The 20,637-nt window shown below is 45.9% G+C and carries 12 protein-coding genes; 10 read left to right on the top strand and 2 right to left on the bottom strand.

Going from position 1 to position 20,637, the window contains the following annotated elements; translation table 11 throughout:
• The first annotated feature begins 242 nt into the window (after positions 1-242).
• Positions 243-2,309 carry a phosphodiester glycosidase family protein gene (locus tag AACV78_RS12375; RefSeq protein WP_194009901.1) on the top strand — a complete coding sequence of 689 codons (2,067 nt, stop codon included), beginning with the start codon at positions 243-245 and terminating at the stop codon, positions 2,307-2,309.
• A 111-nt stretch (positions 2,310-2,420) separates the two neighbouring features.
• On the opposite strand, the gene AACV78_RS12380 is transcribed toward AACV78_RS12375, so the two are convergent.
• Positions 2,421-2,609, bottom strand: coding sequence for a hypothetical protein (locus AACV78_RS12380; protein WP_194009902.1), 189 nt, complete (start codon positions 2,607-2,609; stop codon positions 2,421-2,423).
• A 562-nt stretch (positions 2,610-3,171) separates the two neighbouring features.
• On the opposite strand from AACV78_RS12380, the gene AACV78_RS12385 reads away from it, so the two are divergent.
• Positions 3,172-5,913 (top strand): DEAD/DEAH box helicase, encoded by a 2,742-nt coding sequence (locus tag AACV78_RS12385; RefSeq protein ID WP_194009903.1) that lies wholly within the window; start codon positions 3,172-3,174, stop codon positions 5,911-5,913.
• Between the two features lie 21 nt (positions 5,914-5,934).
• On the opposite strand, the gene AACV78_RS12390 is transcribed toward AACV78_RS12385, so the two are convergent.
• Positions 5,935-6,090 carry a hypothetical protein gene (locus tag AACV78_RS12390; protein WP_339383600.1) on the bottom strand — a complete coding sequence of 52 codons (156 nt, stop codon included), beginning with the start codon at positions 6,088-6,090 and terminating at the stop codon, positions 5,935-5,937.
• Between the two features lie 90 nt (positions 6,091-6,180).
• Between AACV78_RS12390 and AACV78_RS12395 the strand changes: the two genes are divergently transcribed.
• From AACV78_RS12395 to AACV78_RS12430, 8 genes are all read left to right on the top strand, one after another.
• Positions 6,181-8,946, top strand: a complete 2,766-nt coding sequence (locus tag AACV78_RS12395) for a family 10 glycosylhydrolase (RefSeq protein ID WP_194009904.1) — start codon at positions 6,181-6,183, stop codon at positions 8,944-8,946.
• A gap of 717 nt (positions 8,947-9,663) precedes the next feature.
• The gene (locus AACV78_RS12400; RefSeq protein WP_194009905.1) at positions 9,664-13,608 is read left to right on the top strand and encodes a PAS domain S-box protein; all 3,945 of its coding nucleotides are present in this window, start codon (positions 9,664-9,666) and stop codon (positions 13,606-13,608) included.
• Between the two features lie 7 nt (positions 13,609-13,615).
• Entirely contained in the window at positions 13,616-15,040 is a 1,425-nt protein-coding gene (locus tag AACV78_RS12405; RefSeq protein WP_194009906.1) for a hybrid sensor histidine kinase/response regulator, read from the top strand.
• Positions 15,041-15,256: 216 nt separating this feature from the next.
• Positions 15,257-15,649, top strand: a complete 393-nt coding sequence (locus tag AACV78_RS12410; protein WP_194009907.1) for a response regulator — start codon at positions 15,257-15,259, stop codon at positions 15,647-15,649.
• Positions 15,646-18,213: a response regulator gene (locus AACV78_RS12415; RefSeq protein WP_194009908.1), complete on the top strand. Its 2,568-nt coding sequence runs from the start codon at positions 15,646-15,648 to the stop codon at positions 18,211-18,213. The genes AACV78_RS12410 and AACV78_RS12415 overlap by 4 nt, the downstream gene beginning before the upstream one ends.
• The gene (locus tag AACV78_RS12420; RefSeq protein ID WP_194009909.1) at positions 18,188-19,846 is read left to right on the top strand and encodes an adenylate/guanylate cyclase domain-containing protein; all 1,659 of its coding nucleotides are present in this window, start codon (positions 18,188-18,190) and stop codon (positions 19,844-19,846) included. Before AACV78_RS12415 ends, AACV78_RS12420 begins: the two co-directional genes overlap by 26 nt.
• A gap of 68 nt (positions 19,847-19,914) precedes the next feature.
• Positions 19,915-20,430, top strand: a complete 516-nt coding sequence (locus AACV78_RS12425; RefSeq protein ID WP_194009910.1) for a DUF1499 domain-containing protein — start codon at positions 19,915-19,917, stop codon at positions 20,428-20,430.
• A gap of 48 nt (positions 20,431-20,478) precedes the next feature.
• Complete coding sequence (locus AACV78_RS12430; RefSeq protein ID WP_194009911.1) at positions 20,479-20,628, top strand: hypothetical protein; 150 nt, start codon at positions 20,479-20,481, stop codon at positions 20,626-20,628.
• Positions 20,629-20,637: the final 9 nt, after the last annotated feature.

The following is a 20,637-nucleotide window of genomic DNA, read 5'->3' on the forward strand; positions in this document are numbered from 1 at the left end:
GGGGATTCTTGTTCCCCCCTTTTTAAGAGGTGTGCCAGGGAGATCGTCTTAAATAAACCGTATTGAGTTATAAGTTGTGATATCAATTCCGGTTGCACTCTTTATGATGTCAACAGTCAACAGTTAACAGTTAACAGTTAACAGTCAACAGTCAACAGTCAACAGTCAACAGTTAACAGTCAACAGTCAACAGTTAACAGTCAACGCCTGAATTTACTATTCCGATGAAGACAGGATTTGATATGAAATGTAATTTGTCTTATTGGCGTTCAATATTGTCAGTCTCGATTTTACCTGTACTGGCGATCGCCCAGTCTTTGCTTTGGAATCAACCCGGAAGAGCGCAAGAGGCTTCGAGTGGGAGAACTTCTAGTTTTTCCTCCAATCCATTACACAATTTATTGCCCTCTTCCTTGTTCCTGAATCGTGAATTAACGGAGGTCAATTTGGCTCAATCTGTACCGCCAGTTGCCAGAATTAAACAAGGCCGCCAAGTGTCTCTCAACGGCCGGATTCTGCCCTTAGCTTGGACTGTGCAGCCAACAAACAGCACTTCGGCAAATGTCCGAATTTGGATTGCTGATGTTGGCTTGATGCAGAGTGCGGGAGTGGATTTGCTCAACACCGCCGACAGTACCAAACAACCGGTGCAGTGGTTTTCGGTATCTTTCACCGATGCTAAAAGTTTGACAGCCAGGGCAACAGGCCCGTATCGCTACTTAGATGTTACTGATTTTGCTAAACTTGCAGGCTGGCAGATATCTGCTGAGGGCAATGTTCTAAAAATTACTTCTCCAACTGCCAATATTACCGGCATTCGGCAAGCAGCGAGAGAATGGGGCGATCGCACAGTGCTCGATCTCGATCGCCCCGCCCCGTGGCAAGTCAACTTCGTCGATACACCGATCCCGTCCCCAACAACCCCACCGCGAGACACTCCCGACGACCCCACAAAGCCCGCTATCGGGCAGCAGACAGCGCCCCCAGCCCGAAACCTCGAAACACCAGACGACCCGACTAAACCCGCGCTCTCGCAGCCGCTAGCGCCCTCTGCACCGATCGCCCTTCAAGAATGGTCGATCGCCATCGATGCCAAGATCGATCGCACTTCGATCGATCGCGCTTTTGCAACCAGCAAACAAGTGCGATCGTTAAAAATCGAACCTGCGGGGAATCAAACCAAAGTCAAGGTACAAATTCCATTAGGTTGGCGGCCGCAAGTTTTCAGTTTAGGAAATCCCAATCGATTAGTAATCGACATTCGCCCGGATTCCCTAGTAGAAAAAAACATTCTTTGGGCTCCGGGCGTGCGGTGGCGGCAGCAATATCAAAATTTAGGAACCGCTCGTTTTCCCGTAGTTGGGTTAGAAATTAATCCCCGCCAATCCGGTGTCAAAATTAGACCGCTTTTGAGCAATCCGCCGACAGATCGAGGTACTGCACCTCTATTGCAAACAGCAGAACTTTCTGGAACTGCGGCTGCAATTAATGCCGGATTTTTCAATCGAATCAATCGATTAGCTTTAGGCGCGATTCGGCGGGAAAATAAATGGCTTTCCGGGCCAATTTTGAATCGGGGGGCGATCGCTTGGAACGATCGGGGCGAATTTGCGATCGACCGTTTGACTTTGCAAGAAACTTTGATAACTCCTGCAAATCAACGTTTGTCTGTTTCACAGTTAAATAGTGCCTACGTGACATCAGGAATCGGTCGCTACAATCTTGATTGGGGAAAAACTTATACTCCGTTTTCTGATAATGAAATAGTTGTGACAGTTGCGGGCGATAGAGTTGTCAGCCAATCTCCCGGTGGCGCGCCGGGAACAACAAATTTCCCGATTCCAGCAAACGGTTATGTTTTGGCTTTGCGTTCCAATTTTTCCCCTGCATCTCAATTAACTGCTGGCACTTTATTGCGTTTGGAAACTAACACAATTCCGGCAGATTTTAACCGTTTTCCTTACATTCTAGGAGGCGGGCCGGTGTTGGTACAAAACAGTCGAGTTGTTTTGGATGCTAAGGCGGAAGGGTTTAGCGATGCCTATGTTCGACAGACGGCGATTCGGAGTGCGATCGGGCGAACTGCTGCGGGGAATTTGCTGATTGTAGCGGTGCACAACCGCGCGGGCGGGGCGGGCCCAAATTTTGCGGAACTGGCGCAGATATTGCAGCAAATGGGTGCTGTGGAGGCTTTAAATTTGGATGGGGGAAGTTCGACGAGTTTGTATTTGGGAGGGAGTTTGCTCGATCGCCCGCCGTCTACTGCTGCGAGAGTCCACAATGCGATCGGCATTTTCATTCAACCTTAATTAGTTAATTGGCGGCATTAATTTGGGGCGTTAATTTGGGGTGTGAATTTTCGGCGTTAATTTGCAGAATTTGGGGCGGTTAGAAACCGCTACTACACAAACAAAGTCCACCTACGTGGACTGGGAAATGTGAATTTTCCAACCGGCATCGGCAGGTTTCGTCTGTGTAGGAGCGGTTTCCAACCGCCGGGGCATTTGCTGGGAAATGTGAATTTTCCAACCGGCATCGGCAGGTTTCGTCTGTGTAGGAGCGGTTTCCAACCGCCGGGGCATTTGCTGGGAAATGTGAATTTGTGGCATTAATTTGCGGCATTAATTTGGGGCATTTGCGATCGAATAAACCGGGTTTTTAGAGAATCTGTGACGCGAAATATTGTCATAAAAAACCCGGTTTATGAACCGCCGCCGTGCCAAGAAACCGGGTTTTACCGAGATTACAGGTTTTGAGGCGATATTTTTGCCAAAAACCCGGTTTCTCAAATTAAGCCAAAATCTACATGAGGTCATTAAATTCAATATGTCATAAAATTAAAAAATTGCCGATCGCAAAAAGCAGATTGCAGGCCGATTCAGTACGCACTCCCAACCGGAAATCAGGGCCTACAGGGGGCCCAAGCCTGCAGCAACCGAGTTGTCGCGCACCTGAATACCTGAAAAGTGCTGTAAGTTTGTACTCAGGACTTGAGTGCTGAAAGTTGAGTTAGGCAACAATTGAAAGCAAAAGAAAAATTATCCCATACCCCCTCTCTTCTTCCTTTGAGTGCCGATCGGCTGACAAAGGTTTAAAATCAATACAGTCCTCTGCTGCCTTGCTTTCAGCAAGATTTAAGCATAATTACCCTGCAACCTCAGAATAATCCTTGTGCCAGATAATTCCCAGAACCGCCCAGAGCTGGATCTGAAGACCATATTTCCATTCGAGCTAGATAACTTTCAGAGAGAGGCGATCGCCGCCCTCGATGCAGGTAAATCCGTTGTGGTGTGCGCTCCCACAGGCTCGGGGAAAACGTTAATCGGCGAATACGCCATCCATCAAGCACTTTTCCGGGGGCGGCGCGTGTTCTACACCACTCCCCTAAAAGCTCTCTCCAACCAAAAGCTGCGCGACTTCCGCAGGCAATTTGGAGACGACAGCGTAGGTTTGCTCACGGGCGACATCTCCGTCAATCGAGATGCGCCGATTTTGGTGATGACTACGGAAATATTTCGGAATATGCTCTACGGTACGCCGATCGGAGCAGTCGGCGCTTCCCTCACCGGAGTCGAAACCGTAGTGCTCGACGAATGTCACTACATGAACGATCGCCAGCGCGGTACAGTCTGGGAAGAATCGATCATTTACTGTTCCGGCGAAATTCAACTGCTCGCCCTCTCAGCCACCGTCGCCAATAGCGACCAACTCACAGACTGGATTAACAAAGTCCACGGGCCCACAGAGCTAGTCTACTCAGACTTTCGACCAGTACCCCTGCAATTCCACTTTGCCAATCAAAAAGGCATATTTCCCCTGCTAGACGAAACCGGCAAAAGAGCTAATCCGCGGTTAGTCCCCAAAAAGAAGCAGCAAAAAGCAGAAAGAGGCAGCATTCCCACTCCCAGTTTGACCGATGTTTTGTGCCGGTTGGACGATCGAGATATGCTACCAGCAATCTACTTCATCTTCAGCCGTCGCGGGTGCGACCAAGCAGTCGCAGAAGTCGGAAATTTATCCCTGGTTAACGAAGCCGAAACAGCCGAACTCAAACGCATCATTGACGATTTTTTACAGCGAAACCCAGAAGCAGAACGCTTCGGTCAAAAAGAAGCACTTTTAAAAGGCATCGCAGCCCACCACGCAGGCATTTTACCCGCTTGGAAAGGCTTAGTAGAAGAACTCTTTGGCAGAGGTTTGATTAAAGTCGTATTTGCCACCGAAACCCTCGCAGCCGGCATTAATATGCCCGCCCGCACCACAGTCATTTCCACCTTGTCCAAGCGCACCGACAAGGGACACCGACTGCTAAACGCTTCAGAATTCCTGCAAATGGCCGGTCGGGCCGGTCGCCGCGGGATGGACGAACTGGGGCACGTTGTCGCAGTTCAGACGCGCTTTGAAGGTGCAAAAGAAGCCTCTTATTTGGCAACAGCCAAAGCCGACCCCCTCGCCAGTCAGTTTACGCCCAGCTACGGCATGGTGCTGAATTTGCTGCAAACTCACACGATCGATGAAGCTCAAGAGTTAGTAGAGCGCAGTTTCGGTCAATACCTATCTACCTTGTACTTGCAGCCGCAGCAAGCAGAATTAGACCGACTCGAAACAGAATTGGCGGCGATCGACAAATCCCTGGCGGCCGGAGGTAATGTCTCTTACCTAGAAAAACAACTCGCCGATTACGAAAAATTGCAGGGAAGACTCAAAGAAGACAAACGTTTGCTCAAAATTTTATTGCAGCAAGCAGAAGAAGCGCGCATTAAGGAGATGTCCGTAGCCGTGTCTTTTGCAGTGCTCGGCACGGTTCTGAGTCTCAAAGGCAAGCACGTTCCGACAGCCAAACGATCGCACGCAACCCCGGTACCCGCCATCTTAGTTGCCAAAATCGCAGGTTCGGGCCAAGCACCAAACTTGGTGTGCTTGGGTAAAGACAACCGCTGGTACATCGTCGCCATTAGCGATGTCGCCACCCTCCACGCCCAACTACCTCGCTTGAGTGTCGCAGATACCTTGACCCCCCCGGCAGAACTGACTCTGAGACTCGGCCAGTGTCGCTTGGGAACCGAAGAAACCGTGGCAATTGCCCGATCGATCCCAGAATTGCCCCCACCGGAACCGAGCCCAGAGGCGATCGAGCAACTGCAGAAAATCGCAGCCCTAGAAGATCGACTAGAAATTCACCCAGTTCTAGAATGGGGCAATCCCGGTACTTTGCTCAAACGCCAGCGCCGCCGGGAAGAATTGAAAAAAGAAATCCGCAAAAGCGAACAAGACTTAGAAAAGCAGCGAGCTCGCTATTGGGAGCAATTTCTCAACTTAATTGACATCTTGCTAAACTTCGGCTGTTTGGAAAGAGTAATTTCGGCAGATGGAAACCGAGACGACTCCTCCGACAGATTAGTACCCACAGTTTTGGGCCAAGCCTGTGCCGCCATTCGCGGTGATAACGAACTGTGGCTGGGTTTGTCCCTGATGTCTTCAGAATTTGACGAACTCGACCCCCACCACCTCGCTGCTGCTTGCGCGGCCTTGGTTACAGAAGTTTCCAGGCCCGACAGTTGGACTCATTACTCGCTGTCGCCGGAAGTTTTAGCACCTTTGGACAACCTGCAAAAAGGCCTGCGCCGCCGATTGTTTCAAGTGCAGTACCGCCACGAAGCTGCGATCCCGATTTGGCTGGAACGGGATTTAGTGACTTTGGTGGAACAGTGGGCTCTGGGTGTGGAATGGCTGGAACTGATTAGTCATACGAGTTTGGATGAAGGAGATGTGGTGCGAATTTTGCGCCGGACTTTGGATTTCTTGTCTCAGATTCCTCATGTTCCTCACGTTTCGGATTCTTTGCGGAGGAATGCTTGTCGGGCGATGCAGTTGATCGATCGATTCCCGGTAAATGAAACTGCAATTCAGTAAAAAAGGTTTGTAGTGAGGACTTTAGTCGTGATTTTTGCGGACTAAAGTCCGAACGATCGAACCTTTTTTATTGCGGTTGTTCGATCGCACCCAATCTGAGTATCGGATAAAATTTGCGATCGAATGCGCTCTCATCCTGAGCGGGCGATCGTCTATTTTCCCGATCGCAGGTTGCACGACAGAAGAAAAAATTGTATGGTGCGGATCGATCGATCTAAATTGTTATAGAAATTTTATTAAGCGGTGTGGTGGGTAATTCTCGTGTCAATGCAACAGCTCAAAAAAACCGATCAAACGCCTGAAAACAACTCTCAGACTCAAAAAAATCGCCTTTTCACCTTCTTGCAAAGAGTCTTGATTGGAACCCTAGCGAGTACATTACTAAATACATTCATTCTATTTCCCTCACCCAGTTTCGCCGAAGTAGTTCTGGGCGTTGTTCGCAGTTCCGAAAATTCTCCTGACTGGGTGAAAATTACCACGCGCCTCTGGGAAAGCGGCATTGCTTACAAACCAATTAATCTCGAAGAAATCAAAAGTACGGCGGATTTAGCAGGCGTTAACGTCCTGTTTTTGCCCAACATAGAAACTTTGACCCCGGCGCAAATTAAAGTTTTAGAAGCTTGGGCATCCCAGGGCGGCCGCTTGATTGCTTCTGGCCCTGTAGGGCGCAGTTCCCCGGCTTTGGTGCGCCAATCTTTACGATCGCTCCTTGGGGCCTATTGGGCTTTTCCGTTAACCCAGCCGGCGGTACCACAACCGCGCGCGCGCTGTCGGGATCTCGCCTGCAATACTTCTAGCAATTGGATGCCGGCCCAACAACAAAACGGCTCAGTTCTAGGCGGTGTCCTGATTCCCGCCGACGCCAACAGTCAAACAGTCGCGACTTGGAAAAATAGTTCCGGTTCCTCGGCGGCGATCGCCACCGATCGCGCTACCTATCTCGGTTGGCGCTGGGGTACCGACGGTTCGTCAAATTTAGACAAAGCTTGGCTGCAGGCCTCGATCGCCCGCTGGGGAGGCACAACCAGTTCAGCCCCAACAGCGCCAACAGCCGCTGCTCTCCCACTTCCTTCTCCCCCCTCCAGAGTCCCAAGAAACACCGCCCCTGCGCCGCGCAGTACCCCGCTGAGCACACTTTCTCCTGCTCCCTCGCTTCCCGAACCAGTCCCCGCAAATTTTACAGACCCTTCAGATCAGTCAGCGCCGGCGGGTTTGGACGTGCAGGCAAATTCCAATCAGCCGATCGTCAGCATTGAAGCCTACTTGATGCGCCAAGAACTCACCAACCTCCTCGGTAGGTTTGAAAGCGCCCTGACAGCATCTAATTCCGGGAATACCGCCGTCAATCTCAGTGATCCTAACCCCGCTCAACTCGTGGCTGGAAGCAACAGTGCCGGCGGCCCGGCCGCCATTCGTCCGTCTGTGATACCAGGGACTAGGATGCGGGCGATCGCCAACGCGCGGGAGGTTTTGCAAAATTTTGACCAACTCCTGCAACAACAAAAATACGCCGAGGCCAGACAGCAGTGGGTGCAAGCGCGCCAGTTACTCTGGCAAAATTACCCGCAGGAAGGGCCGCGCGTCGGGGCGGAAATTCGGGCGGTTTGGCTCGATCGCGGTACGATCGTGGCCGCTCGATCTGAACAAGGTTTGGCTGCAGTGTTCGATCGGCTCGCCGCCGCCGGTATCAATACCGTTTTCTTTGAAACTGTGAATGCCGGATATCCAATTTATCCCAGTCAAGTTGCACCCCAACAAAACCCCCTCACAGTTGGCTGGGACCCGCTGGAATCTGCTGTTAAATTAGCCCACGAGCGAGGCCTGGAACTGCACGCTTGGGTTTGGATTTTTGCCACCGGAAATAAACGCCACAATGCTTTAATTGGTCAACCTAATACTTATCCAGGGCCGGTGCTTTCCGCTCATCCAACTTGGGCAAATATTGACAATAAAGGACGCATCCAAAATCCTAATGACGGTAAATTTTATATCGATCCAGCAAACCCAGAAGCGCGCAGTTATCTACTCCAAATTATCAACGAAATTGCCACCCGCTACAAAGTAGATGGAGTGCAGTTAGACTACATTCGCTATCCTTTTCAAAATGATAACGCGGGTTTTACCTACGGCTACGGTGCTGCGGCGAGGCAGCAATTCAAACAGTTGACTGGTACAGATCCGGTGAATATTTCCCCCAAGGACGGCAGTTTGTGGCGGCAGTGGGTTGAATTTAAAACTAATCAAATTAATAGTTTTGTCGCTGAAGTTTATCGGCTTTTGGGGTCGAATTCTCCCCGCACAATTCTGTCGGTGGCGGTGTTTCCTCACCCAGAAAGTCAGCGGATTTACAAAATTCAGCAAAATTGGGAAGTTTGGGCCCGTCAGGGTATTGTAGATTTGATTGTGCCCATGACTTATGCTTTGGATACTAACCGACTTCAGCGCGTTACGGAACCGTTGGCGAAGGAACAAATGCTCGGTTCGGCTTTGATTTCTCCGTCGGTTAAGTTGCTGACTCTCCCGCAAGTTGTGGCGATCGACCAAATTCAAGCTTTGCGCGATTTGCCGACGGGGGGCTATGCTATTTTTGCCGTGGAAAGTATCAGCAGCGCGATGCAGGGCTTTTTTAACCGCACTCAAGGGCGAGGAGTGCGTTCTACGAATGCTGCAGAACCGATTCCTTACCGGCAGCCGTTTGCAGCCGCGGCTTCGCGCTATACTGCTCTCAAGCAGGAATGGAGTTTTTTGTTGGCTAACAATCAGTTGCAGGTGTCGGAATCTGAACTGAAAGTTCTCCAAAGTCGATCGGATGAATTGGCGCAAGCTTTTAGCAAATTGGCGGCCAATCCTTCTAGTGAAAGTTTAGCGACGGCTAAAAGATTGTTGGCAAATTTTCAATCTCAGTTTCCATCTTTAATGCGGCTGCATTCTCGGGACAATAGCTATCAGGTACAAACTTGGCAAAATCGTTTGGAGAGTTTGGATATGCTGTTGCGTTACGGCGAAAGAACGGAGTTGAATCGCCGGTAAATACAGGTGTTTAGGGTGCGCGTACTGGTTAGCTACTGTTGGTTCAAACTCACATCCGAAACCATTCTCAAAAACAGGCATCCTGCCTGTTCCACAAAGAGTAAATTTTCTGGTGGGATAGGCCGGATATCTCGCCCATCAAAGCCTTATTGACAATTCTGCAATATATAGCAACCTTCTCGGTAGTTAGGACATTGATATAGCATTTCGCGCTCTCATATGAGGTGCTAGGAGTGGGCAGAGGGCATAGGGCATAGGGCATAGGGCATGGGGCTCTAACGTTGCGGAGGGATTGGGCATTGGGCATACTTCACCACTCTTGAGAACCGCTATACATTGCTGAAACCGATTGAAAGCACTAAATCTACCATATTAGTCTTCCGATAAGATGATCTCGATTTAGGTCGATCGCACAAAATTATCGGTATAAGTAGTTGCCAAAACAATCAGCACAAATACGCTATATTAGTTTAAATATATTGACTATACTATTGTCAATAGACTACCGCCTAAAAAAGCAAAAAGAAAACAAAAATCGCGATCGAAACTCTTCCTAATGACTACTGATTAGTAAGAGGGCACGCACGCACCATCCACCGCCCCTACCACTGACTAATAACCAATAACCAATAACCAATAACCAATAACCAATAACCAATAACCAATAACCAATAACTACTGACTACTGACTACTGACTACTGACTCTGAGGATGAATATGTTTCCTAAACCGCTGAATCGCTTTGCCACCAAAATGTTAGGTAAAGTTCCATTACAAACAGTGCTCGTAGTGCCTTTTTTAGTGCAAATTGTCGGCACCGTAGGAGTTGTCGGTTGGCTATCATTCCACAACGGTCAGCGGGCGGTTAACGATGTAGCAGCTCAGTTGCGGGGAGAAATTAGCGATCGCATCAAAGACCGCATGGAAAACTATATGTCAATTCCCCACATTGTCAATCACCTCAACGTTCAAGGCATAAAATTGGGGCAGTTGAACCTCGAAGACAAACAAAAATTAGAACTTCATTTCCTCGAACAAATTCAATATTTTGATACAATCAGCATCATTTACGTAGCCACAGAAAATCGAGAACACTCTGGAGCAATTCGCACTAAAGATCGGATTCTCATCTCTGCTGCTGACAAATCTACTGGCAATAAATTAGCTCGATATACTGGTGATTCTCAAGGAAACCGCGTTAAATTAGTAGAAATATCCAATAATATTTACGATCCGCGAATTCGTCCTTGGTACGTAGCAGCCGCCCTCGCAAAAAAACCTATCTGGAGTCCAATTTATACAGATTTTTTGACAAGAGAGCTAGCCATTACTGCTGCTATGCCTATCTACGACGCTGGCGGGAAGCTGTTAGGAATAGCTGGCAGCGATTTGCTGTTTTCCAAAATTAAAGAATTTCTCGTCAGCCTCAAAATTGGTAAATCTGGGCAAACTTTTGTGATGGAAAGATCGGGAATGTTAATTGCCTCTTCAACGGCGGGCGAAGAATTCGCAGTGGAAGGTAAAGAAGCAAAGCGCGTCCAAGCTTCAGCAAGCAACAATCCCGTAATTCGCCAAACCGCACAGCATTTAGAAAAAACATACCAAAGCTTAGCTAAAATCAAAAATTCTCAACAGCTTACTTTTGATATTGACGGGAAGCGCAATTTTATGGAGGTAACTCCTTTTAAAGACGATGGGGGGTTGGATTGGCTGATTGTCGTAGTTGTACCAGAGTCCGACTTTATGGAGCAAATTAACGCCAATACCCGCACGACTGTTTTGCTGTCGGTTGCAGCTTTGATCGTAGCGACAATTCTGGGAATTTTTACTGCTAAATGGGTGGTGCAGCCGATTTTAAAATTGAATGCAGCGGCGAAAGCTTTGGCAAAAAATGAATGGGATACAAAGCTCGCTCTGAATCGCGAAGATGAACTCGGAGAACTTGCGGTTTCTTTTAACAGCATGGCAGAGCAATTGCAGCACTCATTTACTTCGATTTCAGAAAGCGAAAACCGAGTAAAGCAATTTCTAAATGCAGTACCGATTGGCATTTTTATTGTCGAGCCAAACGGTCAACCTCACTATATTAATCCTACGGGAGAGCAACTTTTAGGTCAAGGAATTATAGCAGCAAACTCTGAAAATTTACGACAATCCTACCGAGTTCATTTAGCTGGCACTCAAGAAATTTACCCAGCGGAGCGCGACCCAGTTTTAAACGCTTTGCAGGGCAAAAGTGTCACTGTTGATGACGTTGAAATCTCCTTGACTGACAAAATTGTTCCCCTGCAAGTTTGGGGCACTCCTATTTACGACGATCGAGGCAACATTATCTACGGAATGTGCGCTTTTCAAGATATTACTGAACGCAAACAGGCGGACCAACTGTTAACCGAATACAACCAAAATTTAGCAGTACAAGTTGCGGAACGTACCGCCGATTTTGTGAAAGCAAAAGAAAAGTTTTCTAAAGCTTTTCGTTCCAGTCCCAATGCGATTACGATCACGAGAATCAGTGATGGTAGTCACCTTGAAGTTAATGACAGCTTTTGCCGGATGATGGGCTACAGTCACGATCAAATTATTGGAAAAACAGCGGTTGAACTGAATTTTTGGGCGACTTTGGCAGAGCGCGATCGGATGATTCAAATGTTAAAAAATAAAACTGCTATTCACAATTACGAACTCAGGTTTCGCAATAAAAGCGGTACAGAAAGAACGGCGCTGCTGTCTATTGAAACCATCGAAATTGACGGAGAACCTTGTTTTCTGTCGATTTCGAGCGATATTACCGATCGCCAAAAAGCAGAAAACGCTCTCCGGGAAGCCGAAGAAAAGTACCGCAATATTTATGAAAACGCTTTAAACGGCATTTTTCAGACTGCTGCTGACGGAAAATACATCAGTGCTAACCCCGCTTTAGCTAACCTCTACGGTTACGAATCGTCGCAAGAATTAATAGCATCCCAGCCGAATTTCAATAACCAGCTTTATGTAAATCCCAATCGCCACGATGAATTTATTACGCTGATGAACGAGTACGGAATACTGGCTAACTTTGAATCGGAAGTTTACCGCAAAGATGGCAGCATTATCTGGATTTCGGAAAATTCTCGCGCTGTCTGCGATGCCGCCGGAAGTCTGCTTTACTACGAAGGTTTTATTAAGGATATTACTGATAGCAAACAAGCGGAAATCAAAATGCAGCAGGCGAAAGAAGCGGCCGAAGCAGCAAACAAAGCTAAGAGCACATTTCTCGCCAATATGAGTCACGAATTGCGATCGCCCCTAAACGCAATCATCGGCTTTGCTCAAGTCATGCTCCGCAGTAAAACTATGTCTCAAGAAAATCAAGAAAATGTCGGAATCATCCTGCGGAGCGGCGAACATTTACTCTCTTTAATCAACCAAGTTTTAGACTTGTCAAAAATCGAAGCAGGGCGTACTACTATTTATGAAAAAAACTTCGATTTATACCGATTAATAGACGATTTAGAAGATATGTTTGCGCTCAAAGCTGAGGAAAAAAGGTTGCATTTAAGCTTCTATCGAGAGGCGGAAGTTCCCCATTATATTTCCACCGATGAAGTCAAATTGCGCCAAGTTTTAATTAATTTGCTCAATAATGCAATTAAATTTACTTCCGAAGGGGGAGTGTCGGTGCAAGTCAAAGCAGGAAGAGGAAAGCTACACAAAAACAGCCCTAACCAATTGCCCGGTCGCTACTGGCTGCATTTTGAAGTTCAAGATACTGGTGCAGGTATTGCGGCAGAGGAAATCCCTCATTTGTTTGAAGCTTTTGTACAAACACAAACAGGTAAAGATTCTCAGGAAGGAACTGGCTTAGGCTTAGCGATCAGCCGACAGTTTGTACAATTAATGGGAGGTGAAATTACTGTTAGCAGCGAGCTAGAAAATGGTACAATATTTCAGTTTGACATCCAAGTTCATCTAGTGGAAACTGCCGATATTGAAAGCAAAAAAGCTCAAGTTCGAGTTGTTGCCCTCGCACCCGATCAGCCGCGTTATCGCTTGCTAATTGTGGACGACAAACCCCTGAACCGTCAACTTTTGGTAAAACTTCTGAGTCCGCTCGGATTTGAGTTGAGAGAAGCAAGTAATGGTAAAGAAGCGGTGGATATTTTTATGGAGTGGGAACCGCATCTGATTTGGATGGACATGAGAATGCCTGTGATGGACGGGTACGAGGCAACGAAACAGATTAAAACTACAACTAGCGGCCAAGCAACGGCGATTGTGGCTTTGACTGCTAGTGTTTTGGAGGAAGAACGGGCGGTGATTCTTTCGGCTGGTTGCGATGATTTTATGCGTAAACCCTTCCGAGAAGAGGATATCTTTGTGGCAATGAGCAAACATTTAGGAGTACGCTATATTTATGAAGATTCAACTGCCGTCAGCGCGACAGGTTTAGGGGACTCAAGTCAAGATATACTGACACCGGAGAATCTCGCCTCTCTTTCCGCCGATTGGATGGCTCAATTCAAGCAAAATATTTTGAGTGTGGACATGGAGGCGATCGCCAGTTCGATCGCACAAATTCGCACTGTCAACCCCTATCTTGCGGATGCGCTTCAAGACTGCATTAATAATTTTGAATACGACAGAATTTTAAACACGATTTCTCGCACCCAAAAACAGTAAATACCCAATGGATTCAACTTTAGCTAACATCGATAGAGCTAATATTTTAGTAGTAGACGACACGCCAGAAAACTTGCGATTGCTGGCAGGAATATTGAGCGAAAAAGGCTATAAAGTTCGCCCGGTTCCCAACGGCAAGCTAGCACTTTCTGCGGCTCAAAAAATGCCCCCGGATATAGTGCTGCTGGACATTATGATGCCGGAAATGGACGGCTATGAAGTTTGTAAGCAGCTCAAAGATTCTGAAATCACAAAAGATATTCCGGTGATTTTTATCAGTGCGATTAATGACGTGATGGATAAAGTCAAAGCTTTTGGAGTTGGGGGAGTGGACTTTATTACCAAACCGTTTCAAGTCGAGGAAGTTTTAGCCCGGATCGAAACTCATTTAAAAATTTGTTCTCTACAACAAATTTTGCAAGAAAAAAATCAAGATTTAGCAACTGCGATCCAGGAATTGCAAGCCACCCAAGAGCATTTGATTCAATCGGAAAAGATGGCTGCACTAGGACAACTGATTGCCGGCATTGCCCACGAAATCAATACTCCCCTGGGCATTATAGGTTCCTCTATTGATAACATAGCTAATTTTTGGGACGATAATTTACCCAAAATGCCTCAATTTTTTCAAGAAATTTCTGAAGAAAGTAAAGGTTACTTTTTAAGTTTACTTTACCGATCTACCAATCAAACAAATTTATTTACCAGTAGAGAGAAACGCAAATTCAAGCAGCAGTTGATTATAGATTTGACTGCCGAATCGGTTCAGACTCCTGATGAAATTGCTGATACTTTAGTTGATATGGAAATTTACGACAACATAGAACAGTTGTTGCCATTTTTCAAATTGCCTGATTGGGAAGTAGTTTTCAATACTGCTTATCAATTTGCGAGCTTTAAAAAAAGTATTAGCCTGATCCAAAGAGCGACAGTTAAGTCGGGAAAAGTAGTATTTGCGTTGAAAAGTTACGCTCATTTTGATAACAAGCAAGAAAAAGTCCCGGCGAACTTGCACGACGGTATTGACACGGTGTTAACTCTTTATCAAAATCAACTGAAACACGGTATAGAAGTAGTTAAAGATTATGGAAATATACCCCAAATAATTTGCTATCCCGATGACTTAAATCAAGTTTGGACGAATCTGATTCACAATGCCCTGCAAGCAATGGATTATAAAGGTGTTTTGACTCTAGAGACTCAGCAGCAAGAGGCAAATATTATTCTCAAGTTTACTGATAATGGCAAAGGTATTCCCCCAGAAGTTATTCCCAAAATTTTTCAGCCATTTTTTACGACTAAATCTGCGGGGGAAGGTAGCGGTTTGGGATTGGATATTGTGAGAAAAATTGTTAAGAAACACGAAGGCACAATTGATGTAGAATCTGTACCGGGGCAGACAACCTTTACAGTGTCGCTGCCAATCTATTAAATAAAACTTACTTTTGTTTAAAAAAGAAGGCAAATTTAAACCGGCGCTCCCTACTATTATTTCATGAATGATTCCAAATTGACAATCCCTATGCTCCAATGCAAAATGGTATAAGATGGGGGATAGACACCTTGTCTGCTCGCCTGAAATCAATCACCTAGCAGCAAGTAATTTTCGCAATCCCGCCGGCTAAAATCACAACAGCGATTAAAACAAATGAGTAAGCCTGTAATCCTTTGCGTTGACGACGAACCCGATATCTTGAATACTCTCAAGATGCAGCTCAAGAATGAATTTAAAGATGATTACTTTTACGAATTGGCTGAAAGTGGTGATGAAGCTTTAGATTTACTTGAGGATTTTCAAGAAGAATTTCAGGTGATTGTGGTTGTTTCTGATTGGCTGATGCCGGGAATTAAAGGTGACGAACTTTTAATTAAAATTCACCGGAAATACCCTAAAATTATTACGGTGATGTTGACGGGACAAGCGGATGCAGCGGCAGTTGAGCGGGCAGTCAAAGAAGCCGATTTATATTGCTGTTTGTACAAACCTTGGAGTAGCCAAGAGTTAATAGAGACAATAAAATCTGGGCTGGCTAAGTTATGAAAAAACCTGTAATTGTTTGTATTGACGACGAACCTGATGTTTTGAAGAGTTTAAAGATTGAGCTGAAAAAGGCGATCGGGGATAGTTGTATTATTGAAACGGCGGAAGGAGGGGAAGATGCTTTAGAGTTGCTGGCAGATTTGCAGGCAGATGAATACGAGATTGCTTTGGTGCTTTCCGATTATATCATGCCGGATATTAAAGGGGACGAATTGCTCAAGCAAATCCACGAACGCTCGCCGGATACGCTGACGATTATGCTGACTGGTCAAGCAGATCTGGAAGCTTTGAGCAATGCTATCAAGTATGCTAAGTTGTACCGTTATATCCCTAAACCTTGGCAAAATGAAGATTTGAAATTAACGGTAGTAGAAGCTGTTCACAGTTATTTGCAAGACCAAAAGTTAACAGATGAAATCCTGAAACGGCAAGAAGTAAATCAGGAGTTGAAGCAAGTAAATGCGGCGCTGTCTGCGAGTGAAAGCCGCCTGAATCAATTTTTAGAAGCTTTGCCAGTGGGGGTATCTGTTTACAATCCAGACGGCTCGATCGCCTATTTTAACCAGACAGCGCGGGATTTGCTGGGTGCAGACACGATCCCGGAAAGCACAGCGGAACAATTAGCTGCAAGTTATCAACTTTATGTTGCCAATACTGATGAGCTTTACCCGCCGGATAATTTGCCAGTTTTGCGCGCGCTGAAAGGGGAATTTGTCAGGGTTGACGATGTAGAAATCCGTCAGGATGACAAAATAATTGCGATCGAGATCAATACCACGCCGATTTTTGACGCTAGCGGAAATATTACTTATGCGATCGCAGTTTTTCAAGATATTAGCGATCGCAAACAAGCCGAAAAAATACTAGCAGACTACCAGCACACCTTAGAAGTCCAAATTGACGAACGCACAGAACAACTGCAACAAGCGGCCTTAGCTGCTGAAGCAGCAAACAAAGCTAAAAGCACGTTTCTTGCTAATATGAGCCACGAGTTGCGAACCCCTCTCAATTCCATACTCGGGTTTGCACAAATCATGGAACCAAGCCCCAATTTTTCTGCTGAAAATCGAGAAAATTTAAGAATTATTCACCGCAGCGGCGAACACTTGCTGACTCTGATCAATCAAGCCTTAGACTTGTCAAAAATCGAAGCGGGACGGATGGCGATCGTCCCGAAAAACTTCGACCTCTACCGCTTGCTTGATGACTTGGAAGATATGTTTCAATTTCGAGCACAGAGTCAAGAATTGCAATTGCTTTTCGAGCGCGAGGCTGACGTTCCCCAGTACGTGCGAACCGATGAGGTTAAACTGCGGCAAGTGCTGATAAATCTCCTCAGCAACGCCGTTAAATTCACACCGACAGGCGGAATAGTTTTAAGAATTAGAAAGTTAAAATATTCTGGAATAGTAGATTTATTAGATAGGCCTACAGTTATGTTTGATACCGCAACAAGTATTCGGGACTTCGCCATAACTTCCAGGGAATTAGCAATAGTTGAATTGACAAAGGATACTGAAGATTTAAATTCCGAACCGATGGTTTTCCTTCAGTTTGAAATAGAAGATACAGGAGTAGGCATTTCTCCCGAAGAAGTGGGCAATGTTTTCCAGGCATTCGTGCAGACGACTTCCGGTCAAAACGCTCAGAAAGGTACTGGTTTAGGATTGACTATCAGCCGTCAATTTGTCCGATTGATGGGAGGAGAGATCGTCGTAGAAAGTCAACTGGGAATTGGCACGACTTTTAAATTTGAGATTCCAGTCGGTGCGGTTTATGCTGCAGATATTCCCGAACCACAAATTAACCTGGAAGTTACGGGATTGGAACCAAATCAACCTTGCTACCGGATTTTAATTGTGGACGATCGCGAAGACAACCGCCAACTTTTAGTCAAAATGCTTTCTCCTTTGGGTTTTGTGCTGCAACAAGCCAGCAACGGCAGCGAAGCAGTAGAAATCTGGGAAAACTGGCAGCCGCATTTAATTTTGATGGATGTGCGAATGCCAGTGATGGACGGCTACGAAGCTACTAAAGAAATTAGAACCCGAATACAGCAGAGAGAACAAAAGCAGCAAGGCAACGCTCCAATGAGTGTTTGTGAGTTTGAATCTCCGATTCCGAAGATTATTGCTTTGACTGCTAGCACAATTGAAGGCAGGCGATCCTTTGCTTTATTAGTCGGCTGCGACGATTTTATTAGCAAACCTTTCCGCAAAAATGATATATTTAATAGCCTCAACCAACACTTAGGGGTCAAATATCTCTACTCTCCCTCGACTTATTTGATGTCAAGGGGCGATAATCTATCTAACTCTCCTCCTATTGTTGCGCTTGCTTATTTACCCGCACTTCCCGCAGAATGGATAGAGAAGATGAAGCAGGTAATCCGTAATGCTGATTTTGACTTAATTTCCAGGACAATCGAGGAAATAAGGGATGCTCATCGTGAATTTTCCGACATCCTCCAGGGGCATCTCGATAATTTTGATTACCAGAAAATTCTTAATTTAATTACCGAGGCGGAGGAATCAAATAATGCAGATGAAGGCGGAACAAACTGAAGACTATCAAGCAGATATTTTAGTAGTTGATGATACGCCAGATAATCTGCGTTTGTTGATTAGAATTCTCCAAAAAAATGGTTATAAAGTCCGACCTGTTACCAACGGTTTTTCTGCTATAGATGCAATTCAATCGAGCGTACCAGATTTGATTTTGCTCGATATTATGATGCCGGATATTGACGGCTACGAACTCTGTAAGAAATTGAAATCACAACCGGAATTTAAAGAAATTCCGATTATTTTTCTCAGCGCGCTAGAAGAAGGAATAAATAAGGCACAAGCTTTTGAGGTGGGCGGAGCAGATTATATCACAAAACCTTTTCAGGTGAAAGAAGTATTGGCGCGAGTTAGCAATCAACTTACTGTGCGTTCCTTGCAAATGCAATTGCAAGAAAAAAATCAAATATTGACAGCTAAAAATGTCCAGTTGCAAGAGGAAATTGCCGAACGTCACCAGGTGGAAATGGAAACGAGGTTGCTGCTGAAGGCTACTCAAGCTATTAGTAGATCTGAGAGTTTTGAGTCGGCTATAGATGTGATCTTAGGTTTAATTTGCCAAACTATTGAATGGAATCTGGGCGAAGCTTGGATTCCTTGCAGTGAAGGCGTTTTAAAATGCGCTACAGGTAGGTACGTCAGCGATTCGAGTTTTGCCCAATTCCGACAGACAAATTGGGAGTTAACTTTTGCTGCTGGTGTGGGACTTCCGGGGAGGATTTGGCAGTCGCAGCAGTCTGAATGGATAGAGGATGTTTCTACTGCACCGGAACAAGTTTTTTTACAATCGCAAATTGCGATGGATGTGGGGTTAAAGGCGGCTTTTGGCGTGCCAATTTTGGCAGACAATCAAGTGTTGGCAATTTTGATTTTTTATCAAGAAAACAATCTGGAATGTCAGCCGCGCTTGTTGGAATTGGTGAGTGCGGTTGCGATGCAGCTAGGTTCGCTGATTCAGCGGAAACAAGCTGAAGCAGCGCTGAAATTGCAGCAAGAGCAAACAGAGAAATTGCTGCTGAATATTTTACCGAAACCTATTGCCGAGCGCTTGCAAAAAAAGCAAAAGTTGATAGCGGATCATTTTGATGATGTGACGGTATTGTTTGCCGATTTGGTGGGTTTTACAGAGTTTTCTGCTCACAAAAGTCCGACGCAGTTGGTAGAAATTTTGAACGCGATTTTTTCGGAGTTCGATAGGTTGTCTGAGTTGCACGGGTTGGAAAAGATTAAGACGATTGGGGATGCTTATATGGTGGTTGGGGGTTTGCCGACGGTGCGGGAGGATCACTCTGAGGCGATCGCACTTTTAGCTTTGGAAATGCAGGCAGCTTTGAGAATTTTTAATACTAAAGTTGGAGAAAGTTTTGAATTGCGGATCGGAATTCACAGCGGTTCGGTGGTGGCTGGAATTATTGGAATTAGCAAATTTAGCTACGATTTGTGGGGGGATACTGTGAATGTTGCGTCTAGGATGGAGTCGAACGGATTGCCGGGTAAAATTCAAGTGACTGCGACAACTTACGAGCGTTTGAAAGCTCGGTTTGTTTTTGAAGAACGGGGTGAGATCTCGGTAAAAGGTAAAGGAACAATGTTGACTTATTGGTTAATTGAAGAACAAAGTAAAGTTTTTTGATTTTTTGAGGTCAATTTCAATTAATATTAAAATTAGAATAAATTTACACTTTTAGGAGGGATAATCCTTTGCAGACAGTTGAAACAAAATCGCCTCAAGCATTGAAAAGAGTCCTAGTTGTTTTAATATCACTGCTAGCGGTAGCGGTACTGTCGATCGCTGCTTTTATCCTAATTCCCGGAGAAAAAACAATGTTTGCTGGAAAAAAACCCGCCAATATCGGTATTGTGTCAGGAAAACTCGCAGCGTGCCCTGCTTCGCCTAACTGCGTCAGCAGCTTCAGTCAAGATGCCGAACACCAAATTGAGCCTTTGGCGTACACTTCGTCGCCTACAGAAGCAATGGCAAAGCTCAAAGGGGCGATCGAGTCCTCAGCAAAGACTAAAATTATCACCGCCACTGATAATTACCTCTATGCGGAATTCACGAGTGCTTTGATGGGGTTTGTCGATGACGTGGAATTTTTGGTAGATGATGGCGCAAAAGTCATTCACGTGCGATCGGCATCGCGTCTGGGACAGTCGGATTTAGGAGTTAACCGCAAACGAATTGAGACAATCAGAGCTCAACTAAATCAACAGTGAGCTAATTTCTAGATATCCCGAAGCTCAGACAGCGGTTGAAACCTGGTGTTGTCAAACGATGTCCCTTCCCAGCGGACTCAAGAACATAACCCAGTCTTAACCGCGCGATCGAGTCAAACCCTATCCCCCGGAGTGAGAGTTTGCCTCGATCGGCACTTTCAACCGCTAGGTATTGTCGATCGGGCTTTGCATAGCTGAGTGCGCTCG

It is taken from the genome of Tychonema sp. LEGE 07196, assembly GCF_963890365.1.
In the GTDB taxonomy this organism is placed as follows: domain Bacteria; phylum Cyanobacteriota; class Cyanobacteriia; order Cyanobacteriales; family Microcoleaceae; genus Microcoleus.